A 12,246-nucleotide genomic window follows, 5' to 3' on the forward strand; every position below is an offset into this window, starting at 1 on the left:
CTGGCGCGACCATTGGAGGAGCCCCGGACATGTCGCACCCTGCCCCCGTTCTTGCCCCCGTGATTGCGCCTCCGGCCCGCGCCTTTCGCGGAGAGCTGACCGATCCGGATCGCTGGGCGGTCTGGCAGCCGCGGGCGGGCGATATCCTGGTCTGCACCCCGCCCAAGGCCGGCACGACCTGGAGCCAGACGATCCTGACCATGCTGGCCCTGGGCACGACCGACCTGCCGGACAAGGTGCCGGTGCTGTCGCCCTGGGTCGATGCCGATCTGGGCGTTTCGGCCGAGGATGTCGCCGCGGCGCTCGACCGGCAGGAGGGGCGGCGCGTGGTCAAGACCCACACCCCCGCCACCGGCTTCCCGGTCTGGGAGGGCGTGCGGGTGATCGCCGTCTATCGCCATCCGCTGGATATCCTGTTCTCGGTCCGCAAGGCGGTGGCCAACCGGATCAGCGCCAGTCCCGACCACCCGATGAAGCTGCCCCTGGAGGCCTCCGCGCGGGTCTTCCTGGAAAGCCCGGCGCGGTTCGACGATTTCGACACCGACACGCTGGCGCTGATCGTGGCGCATTACCTCGAGACGGTGCAATCGGGGCGGGTGCCGGGGCTGGGCCTGTTTCACTACGCCGACATGCTGCGCGACGGGCGCGGCACGGTGCGGCGCATGGCGGAAGCCGCCGGGATCGACGCATCGGAGGCGCTGATCGACGCGGTGACGGCGGCGACGGAGTTCGGCGCGATGAAGCAGAAGGCCGCGGATTACGCGCCGGTGGGCGGGACCGGGTTCTGGCATTCCGATGCGGCGTTCTTCGATTCCGGCACGTCGGACAAATGGGCGGGGCAATTGTCGGAGGAGCTGCTGGCGCTTTACGACCGGCGAATGGCAGAGCTGTTGCCGGACCCGGAGCAGCGGCGGTGGCTGGAGGTCGGCTCCGGCGGGTGAGGCTTGGTGGGCTTGGTGGCGTGTCAGCGCCTGCCGTGTCATGGCCGGTGGATGCAGAAATCTCGTCCCTTGCCGCGTTATTACTGAGGGCTGCGCCTGCATGGGCGGGCGCGAATGCGCCTGCCGAGGGGCAGGCAGGCGCAGCCCGGCGGTGCCGCCGGGCGGGGGATAAGATCCGAGGGCTGCGCGCTGATCCTTAGGCCGGTACCGGCTGGTAGGACCGAGAGACCCCGGCATTGGACCCAAGCCCCTGCCCCGGCACATAAAAGGGCGCCACGGGGGCGCCCTTTTCCTGCCTCGGGTCGGGCGGCTTCGGGGCCGCCCTTGCTGCATGGCTAGGCGCTTACATGGCGCCCAGGGCGTTGCGGAAGGCGGCGAGGATCTCGGACCCCTTCTTGCCCCGCCCATCGAGTTCGGCGGCCCATTCGTCGCCGACATTGGACATCATGTCGGCCAGCTTGGCCTGGTCGGCCTCGGGCAGGTCGACGAAGGTCACGCCCTGTTCGGCGACGAAGGCCTTGTCGGCGTCGGCAGAGGCGTCGGTGGCCTCGCAGCCGTTGAGCGTGGCGGCGGCGCCGGCCTCGGTCAGGGCTTGCTGCACGTCTTCGGGCAGTTCGTCGTATTTCGACTGCGAGATCATCCAGGTCGCGACGAAGGCGCCGAAATTGGTGCCCTGGGTCGCGGTCTTGATATGCGGCGCCAAGTCATAGGGCTTGATCGACCCGATCGGGAAGGCGATCGCGTCGACGGTGCCGCGCGACAGGGCCTCGCGGGTTTCGGGGCCCGGCACGGCGACCGGGACGCCACCCAGCTTTTTCACTCCGGCGATCTTGGGCGCGCCGGTCACGCGGACCTTCCAGCCGTTGATGCTGTCGAGGCCGGTGATCTCTTTCGAGGCGAAGAGCTGATAGGGCGGCAGGACCAGCACGGCCAGCGCGCGCACGCCCTGTTCCTGGTATTCGGCCACGTCGAGCGCGCCGCCCGGCTTGGCGATTTCCCAGAATGCCTTGGTGCCTTCGCAGGAATTGGTGAAGGCCTCGGGCAGTTCCCCGACCGAGCTGAGCGGCAGCTTGTCGGCGGAATAGGACGCACCGACATAGGCGATGTCGGCCACGCCGGATTGCACGAGCGAGAGCATGTCCTTGGCCTTGCCCAGCTGCTGCGCCGGGAAATGTTCGAAGGCGACCGCGCCGCCGGTGGCCTCGGTCGTGGCCTCCATCAGCGGTTCGGCGACGCCGGTGGTCATGTAATGGCCGACCGGCAGGCTGTCTGCCAGGCGCAGGGTGATGTCCTGCGCGGACACGGCGGTGGTCGTCAGTAGCAGGGCCGCAAGGGCCGTCGTGGTCTTCCTCATTGTTCTTCCTCCTCTGTCGAACAATAGAACGCGGCTACCGCATCGTTGACGGCAGCCACAGGGTGATCGCCGGAAACGCGGCGAGCAATGCGATGACGATCAGGTGCGCCCAGACATGGGGCGCGACGCCGCGGAACAGCTCTCCGAGCGGGCGGCGGGTGTAACGGGCGACGACGAAGACGTTCATGCCCAGGGGTGGCGTGACCATGCCGACCTCGGCGGTGACGACGACAAGCACGCCGAACCAGATCGGGTCATAGCCCATCTGCAGGATCAACGGCAGGATCACCGGCACGGTCAGGATCAGGATCGCGATCTGGTCCATGAAGAAGCCGAGGATCAGGTAGCCGAGCAGGATCACCGCCAGGATCACCCAGCGAGAGGTTTCCAGCGCCCCCACCCAGGTGGTGATGTCGTTGGTCACGCGGGTCAGCGTGAAGAAATAGCCGAAGACATGGGCGCCCAGGATGATGAAGAGCACCATGCAGGTGGTCTGTGCCGCCGAGCGCAGGGCGCGCAACCCGTTCTTCAGCGTCAGCTGGCGTTCCCATGCGGCGATCAGCATGGCGCAGAAGGCGCCGATGCCCGAGGCCTCGGTCGGGGTGGCGATGCCGGAATAGATCGTGCCGGTCACCGCGAAGAACAGGATCAGCACCAGCCCGACCCGCTTGAGCGAGGCGAATTTCTGGCGGAACGTGTAGGACTGGCCCAGCGGCGCTGCCGAGGGGTCGCGCCAGACCAGGAAGGCGATGGTCAGCATGATCGTCACGGTGACGATCAGGCCCGGGATCACCCCGCCGATCAGCAGCGACCCGATCGGGATGTCGGCGATGATCCCGTAGAGGATCAGCGCGATCGAGGGCGGGATCAGCATGGCCAGCGTGCCGGAAATCGCGACGACGCCACAGGCGAGCTTGGGCTCGTAGCCTTCCTTCAGCATTGCAGGGATCGAGGTCGAGGCGAGCGTGGCGGCGGCCGCGGTGGACGAGCCCGAGATCGCGCCGAAGCCCGCACCGGCCAGCGCGGTGGCCATGGCGACCCCGCCACGCAGGCGGCCGACCCAGACGGTGGCGGCGCGGAACAGGTCGTTGGCGACGCCCGATATGATGACGAATTCGGCCATCAGCAGGAACATCGGGATGGTGATGATCTCGTAATCATTGGCGGTCGACAGGGGTGCGGTCTTGAGGATGCCCTGAAGGATCGGCCAGCCGCCGAACATGTAGAGCCCGACAGCCCCCGACACGCCCATGGCAAGGGCCACGGGCAGGCCAAAGACAAGCATGGCCACGAGGACAAGTAGCGCGACGGTCACGGTCATTCGGCATGCTCCGACTTGGTGGACGAGGTGATGGGCGGGGGCGGCAATTCGACGTTGGGCCGCCCGGAAACCGCTGAAATCGCGTGGAAAATCGACCGGTAAGCGCAGCGCAGGACCAGCGCCCCCATGCCGATGGCCAGCACCGCATGGGCGACCCAGGTCTGGAAGGGCACGACACCGGCGATGCGGTCATCGGCCATGAAGGCGCCCTCGGCTTCCCAGATCTCGAGCCAGGTGATCGCGGCCAGGAACAGGGTCGAGGCGGCAAAGCCCAGCGATTGCGCCGCGTGGCGCAGGCGGAACGGGATCAGCGGCACGAAGACGTCGAGCGCGATATGTCCGTGCTGCTGCATCGTGTCCGAGAGCGCGAAGAAGAACACCGCCCCCACGAGGTAGAGGCCGATCAGGTCGAAGGACCAGACAAGCGGCGCGTCGAACACATAGCGCAGCACCACGTCGGCCATGACGATGCACATGATTGCGGCCATGGCGAGGGTCGACAGGAAGACGAGCGCCGTTTCCACCTTGGCCAGCAGGGCGGAGGGCAGGTTCAGCGGGACCTGGTCGTTACCGGGCGCGGCCATCAGGACGTCCCCCCGGCGGTGGCCATGATCTTTTGCGCGGCGCGTTCGTGCGGCTTGTCGATCATCTGCCCGTCGATGCGCACCACCCCTGCCCCGGGATCGGCGGCGAAGGCCGCGAGCACCTTCTTCGCCCAGGCGAGTTCCTCTTCGGTGGGCGTGAAGGCGGTGTTGACCGGCGCGACATGTTTGGGGTGGATCACCGCCTTGGCGCCGAAGCCGTCGCGGCGGGCCTCCCGCGCCTCGCGGGTGACGACGTCGAAGTCGTCCAGCACGGCGCAGATCGTGTCGATGGCGACGACACCCGCCGCCGCGGCCCCGGCCAGGCAGAGGTTGCGGGCCAGGCGGAAGGGTTCGTGGAACCCTTCGCGCGCGCCGTTTTCACGGGCGCCCAGATCGGCGGACAGGTCCTCGGCCCCCCACATCATGCCCCAAAGCCGTTCGTCGCAGCCCGCGTAATTGCCCAGCGTGAAGAGCGAGGCGGCGGTTTCCGTGGCGATGGCGATGATCGGCGTCGGCGGCAGGTCATGGGCGGCCTCGAACGCGGCCAGGTAATGGGCGACGCGGTTCAGGTCGTCGGGGCCCTGGCATTTCGGCAGCGCGATCCCGTCCGGGCGATGCGGCATGATCGCGGCGAGGTCATCCAGCGTCATCCCGGTATCGAGCGCATTGACCCGGACGAAGAGCGCCGGGCCATCGCCTGGCTCGTTACGGGGCTCATCACGGGGCGCATCCAGCATGTCGGCCACGGTGCCGCGCGCCGTGACCTTGGCGGTGGCGGCGACGCTGTCCTCGAGGTCGAGGATCAGGGCATCAGCCTCACCGGCGCGGGCCTTTTCGAACTTGCGGGGGGCGTCGCCCGGCACGAAGAGGAACGAGCGCATCATGCGGCCTCCGGCCGTTTGCGCATCAGGGCCATGCGCTTGCACTGGCCGACCAGCGTGCCGTCCTGCTTGAGGCAATGGTGTTCGAACTCGACCAGGCCCTGGGTCGGGCGGGATTTCGACGCGCGGGTCGACAGTACCGTGGTTTCGGCGCGCAGGGTGTCGCCGTGGAAAACAGGCGCGGGAAACTTGACCTCGGAAAAGCCGAGATTGCCGATCGTGGTGCCCAGCGTCGTGTCCTGCACCGTCAGCCCGACCATGATCGCGAAGGTGAACATGGAGTTGAACAGCGGCTGTCCCCATTCCGTGTCCTTGGCAAAGTTGAAGTCGATATGCAGGGGCTGCGGGTTCATCGACATCAGCGAAAACATCATGTTGTCGGATTCCGTCACCGTGCGCGTCAGCTCGTGACGGAAATGCAGACCTTCGTGGAATTCCTCGAACCAGAGACCGGCCATGAGCGTGTCCTTCAGTAAGATTTCGGCAGGCCCAGCACGCGTTCCGCGATGTAGCAGAGCGCCAGCTGGGGCGAGATCGGGGCGATGCGGGGGATCAGGCTTTCGCGCAGGTAGCGTTCGACGTGATATTCCTTGGCATAGCCAAAGCCGCCATGGGTCATCACCGCCTGCTGGCAGGCATTGAACCCCGCCTCGCCGGCCAGGTATTTCGCCATGTTCGCGCTGGCGCCGCAGGGCAGGCCCTGATCGTATTCCCAGGCGGCCTTCATGGTGACCAGCCAGGCGGCCTCCAGTTCCGACTGGCAGATGGCCAGCGGATGCTGGATGGCCTGGTTCTGACCGATGGGCCGGTTGAACACGTTGCGGTCCTTGGCATAGGCGGTGGCCTTTTTCAGGGCGGCGAAACCCAGGCCCACGGCTTCGGCCGCGATGAGGATACGTTCGGGGTTCATGCCCTGCAGGATGTACTTGAAGCCCTCGCCCTCTTCGCCGATGCGGTCGGTTTCGGGGATCTCGAAATCCTCGAAGAAGAGCTCGTTGCTGTCGACGGCCTTGCGGCCCATCTTTTCGATCTCGGACACCTTGATGCGGTCACGGTCGAAGGGCGTGTAGAAAAGCGACAGGCCCTGCGTCGGCTTGGTCACGTCCTCGAGCGGGGTGGTGCGGGCCAGAAGCAGGATGTTGTCGGCGACCTGCGCGGTCGAGATCCAGACCTTCTGGCCGTTCACGACATATGTGTCGCCGCGCTTGTCGGCGCGCAGCTTCAGCTGGGTCGTGTTGAGGCCGGTATTGGGTTCGGTCACGCCGAAACAGGCCTTGGCGCGGCCCTCGGCCATGGGGCGGATCATGCGGTTCTTCTGCTCGTCCGTGCCGAAGACATCGACCGGTTTCAGCCCGAAGATGTTGATATGCACGGCAGAGGCGCCAGACAGCCCTGCCCCGCTTTCGGCGATGGTGCGCATCATGATCGAGGCCTCGGTCACGCCGAGCCCGGCGCCGCCCTGATCCTCTGCAGTGCAGATGCCGAGCCAGCCTTCGCGGGCCAGCGCGTCGTAGAAATCGGTCGGGAAGCCGCCCTCGCGGTCCTTTTTCAGCCAGTATTCGTCGCCGAAGCCCGCGCAGATCCGTTCGATCGCGTCCTGGATGGCCTTCTGGTCGTCGGACAGGGAAAAGTCCATGTTATTCAGCCCCTTCCGTCTTTTGCGCATCCGGCAATGTCAGCGCCCCGCTTTGCGCCAAGGCGGTGATTTCGTCGGCGGTGAAGCCCATGCGCGACAGCACTTCGGCCCCGTCGGCGCCCTGGCGGGGGGCCAGGCGTTCGGGTGTGGCCGGGGTGCGCGAGAAACTGGTGGGAACGGCCATCTGGCGAATGCGTCCCTCGGTCGGGTGGTCGACCTCTTCGAAGAAGCCGACCTCGCGCAGATGCGGATCCTCGAGCACGGATTCGAAGGAATGCATCGGCAGGGCCGGCACGTCCGCGCGGTCGAACAGGTCGAGCCATTCGGCGGTGGTGCGGGTCTTCATCAGGGTGCCAAGCTCAGCATAGACCTCGTCTATATGCTCCATCCGGGCGGCAAAGGTGGCATAACGGGGGTCGGCGGCAGGCATGTCGGGGCGGCCTAGTTCGCGGAAGAACCGTTCCCAATGGCCGTCATTGTAGATCAGCGCGCAGACGTAGCCGTCCTTGGTTTCATAGGGTTTGCGGTCGGGCGACAGGTGCCGCTTGTACCCGCCGTGATCCAGCGGCGGCATGAAGGTCAGACCGCCCAGGTGATCGGCCAGGATCATCGAGAGCATGGTCTCGAACATCGGCACCTCGACCTTCTGGCCCTGGCCGGATTTGCCGCGTTCGATCACCGCGGCGAGGATCGCGTTCACCGCGGACATGCCGACGATGCGGTCGCAGATCGCGGCGGGCACGTAGGCCGGCTGCTGGCCGGCGCGTTCGAAGAGATGCGGGATGCAGACCCCGCCCTGGATCAGGTCATCATAGGCCGGGCGCCCGGCATAGGGACCCTGCTGGTCGAAGCCGACAAGGGCAGCATAGATGATCCGGGGGTTGGCGGCGCTCAGCGCCTCCCAGGTCAGGCCCAGGCGGTCCATCTTGCGCGGGCGCACATTGCTGAGCACGACATCGCAATCGGCGACCATTCGCAGCACCGCGTCGCGCCCCTCGGCCGTCTTGAGGTTCAGCACGATGCTTTGCTTCGAACGGTTCGAGTTGAGGAACATCGCCCCCATCCCCGCCGAACGCGATGGCTGGATTTCCCGCACGAGGTCACCGGCCGGCGCTTCGACCTTTATGACCTCGGCGCCGTAATCCCCGAGAATCTGCGATGCATACGGCCCCATAAGCACGGAGCTGAGATCGAGGACGCGAAGTCCGTCGAGTGGTCCCATTTTGCCGTCTCCTCCCATTTGTCCATATATCTGGACAAATACAGCAATATTTGGAACAAGTAAGACAGAGCGCGATTCACTTGTCAACGCGCGTCTGGATCAGAACCGGCAAACGGGGCAGAAGAAGTCATGGCAGTCAAACAGATCGAAAACCTTCTGGCCTTGCTGGAATTCTTTGCCGAGCGACAGGAGCCCGCGACGCTGGCAGATGTGGTCCGACATTTCGACTGGCCACGATCCAGCGCTCATAACATACTGACAACATTGGCAGATGCGGGATACCTGTACGAACCCCGCGCACGCGGCGGGTACTACCCGTCATCCCGCTGGCAGCAATTGTCCGAAGCCTTCACCGAGGCCGAGCCGGTGCCCGAGGCGCTGCGCCGGATCATCGTCCGGCTGGGGGAAGAGACCGGGGAAACCACCTGGATTTCCGCCCCGAACGGGCAATTCGCGGTGTTCCTGGCGGTGGTCGAATCGTCGGCCGCCGTGCGCTACGCGGCGCAGCTGGGCAACCGGGTGCCGATCCATGTCACCGCGTCGGGCCAGACGCTGCTGTCGCAGATGCCCGAACGTGACCGCGAGGTGATCCTGCGCAAGACCGAATATGGCTGCTGGGGGCCCAACGCCGCCAAGTCGGTCGACGAGGTGCGCGAGCAGATGGCCGAGGCCGGGGCGCGCGGCTGGTTCGTGTCGGCGTCCAACTACTCGCCCGACCTGGGCGGGGTGGCGGTGCCGATCGTGCTGGGCAACCGGATCTATTCCGTGACCGTGGCCGGGCCCCTTTATCGCGTGACCGACAAGTTCGAGGAAAACGCCCTGCGCATCCACCGCGCCATCGCGCAGGAGCTGGGGCCGGATCATTCACGCAAGACCCTGACGGGGATCACCATTCCCGACTGGCAGGGGGCGGCGCTGGACTGATCCGGGCCGCGCTCAGGACGGCATGGAGGTCAGGCAGCGCACCAGTTCCAGCGAATTGCGAACGCCGAAACGGGTCATCAGCCGGTTCTTGTGGACATGCACGGTGCGCGGAGAGATCTCGAGCCGCCGGGCGATTTCCTTGGCGGTCAGGCCCTCGACCAGCAGCATCCCGACCTGCCGTTCGCGCCGCGACAGGGCCAGGACGGGACGTTCGGCCGAAAGATCCGCAAAGCTCCAGACCGCGCGGGCCAGAGGGGTGGCGGGGTCGAGCGCCTGCCCCCGGACACGGCACCAGAACAGCCCGCCATCGCGGCGCTTCATGATCCGTTCGTCGACATAGGCGCCATGGGCGCTGAGCTCTTTCGTCCAGTGCTGGCCGGTATGGTCGAACTCGTCCAGCGAGGGATAGAGCATCGCCAGCGACTGGCCCTGAAGGGCGGCGTCGTCATAGCCGAAGAGCGCGGCGAAGCGATGGTTGAAGCGCCGGATCATCCGGTCCTCGGAATAGAGCAGCCCTACGGGGGCGTGGTCGAAGATCGCGGAATCGAGGTCGGTCAGCATCGCGGGGTTCGCCATTAGGTAACTTTGCGGACTACCGGGGCGCGGCGCAGGGGGCCAAGATCGCGCCCAAGGTAGGAGAGACATCATGCAACCATGTATCACTGGCTGGGGCCACACGAAATTCGGCGCGCTGAAAGAGCAGAGCCTGGAAGACCTGATCATCGCCGCCGCCGACGAGGCGCTGACCCATGCAGGCGTCGCCGCCGAGGATGTCGACGGCATCTGGCTGGGGCATTTCAATTCCGGCATGGTGCCGGATGCCTTTGCCTCTTCCTTGGTGATGGGGCTGGATGACGGTCTGCGCTTCACCCCCGCGACGCGATGCGAGAATGCCTGCGCGTCGGGGTCGGCCGCGATCTACAACGCGCTGAACGCGATCCGCGCGGGCCAGACCAAGATCGCGCTGGTGATCGGCGTGGAGAAGATGACCGACCTGGATACGGCGGGCGTGACCAAGGCGCTGGCCGGGGCGTCCTACCAGAAAGAGGAAAGCGGCGTGTCCTTTCCGCAGATCTTCGGGCGGATCGCGGGGCAGTATTTCCAGCGCTTCGGCGACCAGGGCGCGGCGCTCGCGCAGATTGCGGTGAAGAACCATGCCAATGCGATGGCCAACCCCTTGGCACATATGCAGAAGGCGGTGAATTTCGAGTTCTGCAACGCGGTGTCGGACAAGAACCCGATGATCGCCGCGCCGCTGCGGATGACCGATTGTTCGCTGATCTCGGACGGGGCGGCGGCGCTGGTGATCGTGGCCCCCGAACTGGCCGAGGATTTCCCGCAGGCCGTGACCTTCCGCGCCGCGGAGCAGGTGAACGATTTCATGCCGATGTCGCGCCGCGACATGACCGAGCTGACCGGGCCGCGCGTCGCCTTTGACAAGGCGTTCGCAGCGGCGGGTGTGGGGCTGGACGATATCGGCTTTGCCGAGGTGCATGACTGCTTCACCATCGCGGAGCTGATGATCTACGAGGCCATGGGCCTGAAACCCAAGGGCCACGGCGCCGAGGCGGTGGCCGAAGGGATTGTCATGAAGGGTGGCAAGCTGCCGGTGAACCTGTCGGGCGGGCTGAAGGCCAAGGGCCACCCGGTGGGCGCGACCGGCGTGTCGATGCACGTGATGGCGGCGCGGCAGGTGACCGGCAATGCCGGCGACATGCAGGCCGACCGCTCGGATCTGGGGCTGGTCTTCAACATGGGCGGATCGGGCGTCGCCAATTACTGTTCGGTGCTTGAGGCGGCGAAATGAACCCGGCGGAATGGCTGGCCCGGACGGCGCGGGACCGGCCCGACGCCCCGGCGCTGTTCGTGGGCACGCGGCTGGTCGCGGATTACGCGGGCTTTGCCGCGCAGGCCGCCGCCATCGGCGCAGCGCTGGTGGCGCGGGGGATCGGGCCCGGTGACCGGGTGGCGATCTTCCTGCCCAATTCGGTCGATTACCTGCCGATCTTCTACGGTATCCTCTACGCGGGCGCGACGGCCGTGCCGGTCAACGGCAAGCTGCACGCAAAGGAAGCCGCCTGGATCATCGCGCATTCGGGCACGCGGTTCGTCTTTGCCAAGGACCCCGAGGCCTTGCTGGCAACCGGCGATATCGGCGACACGCCCTGCATCGCGCCGGGATCGCCCGAACTTGCCGCGATGCTGGACCATGCCCCCCTGCCCTGGCCTGCGCCGATGGCGGGCGGGGACGTGGCGTGGCTGTTCTATACCTCCGGCACGACGGGGCGGCCCAAGGGGGCGATGCTGACCTGCCTGAACCTGATGGCGGCCTCGCTGAGCTATCTGGCCGATGTCGATTACGTGCTGGCCGAGGATGCCGCGCTCTATGCCGCGCCGATGTCGCACGGGGCGGGGCTCTATAACTTCGTGCATGTGCAGCGCGGTGCCCGCCACGTGATCCCGGACAGCGGCGGCTTCGATCCGGGTGAAATCCTGGAATTGGGTCGCGAGATGCGCAACGTGTCGATGTTCGCGGCCCCGACCATGGTCAAGCGGCTGGTCGATGCGGCGCGGCATGCGGGGTCGGACGGCGACGGGATCAAGACGATCGTCTATGGCGGCGGGCCGATGTACGTGGCCGATATCAAGGAGGCGCTGGCCGTGCTGGGGCCGAAATTCGTGCAGATCTACGGCCAGGGCGAAGCGCCGATGACGATCACCGCCCTGTCGCGCGGCGATATCGCCGACAGCAGCCACCCCGATTGGGCGGCGCGGCTGGCCTCGGTCGGACGGGCGCAATCGGTGGCGGAGGTGCGGATCATCGGTGCGGACGGCGCCCCCCTGCCCCCCGGCGAGGTCGGAGAGATCGCGGTGCGCGGCCCGCAGGTCATGGCAGGCTACCTCGACAATCCCGAGGCCAACGCGAAGAGCCTGAAGGAGGGCTGGCTGATGACCGGCGACCTGGGGCACCTGGATGCGGGCGGCTACCTGACGCTGCATGACCGGGCCAAGGACCTGGTGATCTCGGGCGGGTCGAACATCTATCCCCGAGAGGTCGAAGAGGCGCTGCTGACCCATCCGCACGTGCGCGAAGTGTCGGTGATCGGCGCGCCCGATCCGGAATGGGGCGAGATCGTCGTGGCCTTCGTGGTTTGCGACGGCACGCCGGAGACCGGCGCGCTGGACGAGGTCTGCACCAGCCAGATCGCCCGGTTCAAGAAGCCCAAGCGCTATGTCTTCGTCGACGAGCTGCCGAAGAACAATTACGGCAAGGTGCTGAAGACCGACCTGCGGGAGCGGCTGGCGACCGAGGCGGGCTGACACGCAAACAGGGCGGGTACGATACCCGCCCTGTTCTTTGTTGTTTGGCCTGCTTGTTAGGC

Annotated in this window: 12 protein-coding genes; 4 read left to right on the plus strand and 8 right to left on the minus strand. The window is 66.5% G+C overall.

Annotated features, from left to right (window positions below):
- Positions 1-29 precede the first annotated feature (29 nt).
- Complete coding sequence (locus ATO9_RS10475) at positions 30-941, plus strand: sulfotransferase domain-containing protein (RefSeq protein ID WP_043748189.1); 912 nt, start codon at positions 30-32, stop codon at positions 939-941.
- Between the two features lie 343 nt (positions 942-1,284).
- Here the strand turns inward: ATO9_RS10475 and ATO9_RS10480 are convergent, their stop codons facing one another.
- The 7 genes from ATO9_RS10480 to ATO9_RS10510 are packed head-to-tail and all read right to left on the minus strand — an operon-like array spanning position 1,285 to position 7,939.
- Positions 1,285-2,295, minus strand: a complete 1,011-nt coding sequence (locus tag ATO9_RS10480) for a TRAP transporter substrate-binding protein (protein ID WP_043748192.1) — start codon at positions 2,293-2,295, stop codon at positions 1,285-1,287.
- A gap of 34 nt (positions 2,296-2,329) precedes the next feature.
- Positions 2,330-3,616: a TRAP transporter large permease gene (locus ATO9_RS10485; RefSeq protein WP_043748194.1), complete on the minus strand. Its 1,287-nt coding sequence runs from the start codon at positions 3,614-3,616 to the stop codon at positions 2,330-2,332.
- Positions 3,613-4,200, minus strand: a complete 588-nt coding sequence (locus ATO9_RS10490; RefSeq protein WP_043748197.1) for a TRAP transporter small permease — start codon at positions 4,198-4,200, stop codon at positions 3,613-3,615. Before ATO9_RS10490 ends, ATO9_RS10485 begins: the two co-directional genes overlap by 4 nt.
- Positions 4,200-5,084: an HpcH/HpaI aldolase/citrate lyase family protein gene (locus tag ATO9_RS10495; protein ID WP_202902126.1), complete on the minus strand. Its 885-nt coding sequence runs from the start codon at positions 5,082-5,084 to the stop codon at positions 4,200-4,202. The genes ATO9_RS10490 and ATO9_RS10495 overlap by 1 nt, the downstream gene beginning before the upstream one ends.
- Complete coding sequence (locus ATO9_RS10500) at positions 5,081-5,539, minus strand: MaoC family dehydratase (protein WP_043748199.1); 459 nt, start codon at positions 5,537-5,539, stop codon at positions 5,081-5,083. The genes ATO9_RS10495 and ATO9_RS10500 overlap by 4 nt, the downstream gene beginning before the upstream one ends.
- A gap of 11 nt (positions 5,540-5,550) precedes the next feature.
- Positions 5,551-6,717 (minus strand): acyl-CoA dehydrogenase family protein, encoded by a 1,167-nt coding sequence (locus ATO9_RS10505; protein WP_043748201.1) that lies wholly within the window; start codon positions 6,715-6,717, stop codon positions 5,551-5,553.
- Between the two features lies 1 nt (position 6,718).
- On the minus strand, positions 6,719-7,939 hold the full coding sequence (locus ATO9_RS10510; RefSeq protein WP_043748204.1) for a CaiB/BaiF CoA transferase family protein: 1,221 nt from the start codon (positions 7,937-7,939) through the stop codon (positions 6,719-6,721).
- A 129-nt stretch (positions 7,940-8,068) separates the two neighbouring features.
- Between ATO9_RS10510 and ATO9_RS10515 the strand changes: the two genes are divergently transcribed.
- Positions 8,069-8,863, plus strand: coding sequence for an IclR family transcriptional regulator (locus ATO9_RS10515; RefSeq protein WP_081979531.1), 795 nt, complete (start codon positions 8,069-8,071; stop codon positions 8,861-8,863).
- Between the two features lie 12 nt (positions 8,864-8,875).
- Here ATO9_RS10515 and ATO9_RS10520 read toward each other — a convergent pair whose 3' ends face one another.
- The gene (locus tag ATO9_RS10520; RefSeq protein WP_238318714.1) at positions 8,876-9,439 is read right to left on the minus strand and encodes a helix-turn-helix transcriptional regulator; all 564 of its coding nucleotides are present in this window, start codon (positions 9,437-9,439) and stop codon (positions 8,876-8,878) included.
- A gap of 70 nt (positions 9,440-9,509) precedes the next feature.
- On the opposite strand from ATO9_RS10520, the gene ATO9_RS10525 reads away from it, so the two are divergent.
- Positions 9,510-10,670, plus strand: a complete 1,161-nt coding sequence (locus tag ATO9_RS10525) for an acetyl-CoA acetyltransferase (protein ID WP_043748205.1) — start codon at positions 9,510-9,512, stop codon at positions 10,668-10,670.
- A complete protein-coding gene (locus ATO9_RS10530) occupies positions 10,667-12,184 on the plus strand; it encodes an AMP-binding protein (RefSeq protein WP_043748206.1) in 1,518 nt (505 codons plus the stop codon). The genes ATO9_RS10525 and ATO9_RS10530 overlap by 4 nt, the downstream gene beginning before the upstream one ends.
- The last annotated feature ends 62 nt before the right edge of the window (positions 12,185-12,246 follow it).

The sequence above is a fragment of the Pseudooceanicola atlanticus genome (genome assembly GCF_000768315.1).
Classification (GTDB): Bacteria; Pseudomonadota; Alphaproteobacteria; order Rhodobacterales; family Rhodobacteraceae; genus Pseudooceanicola; species Pseudooceanicola atlanticus.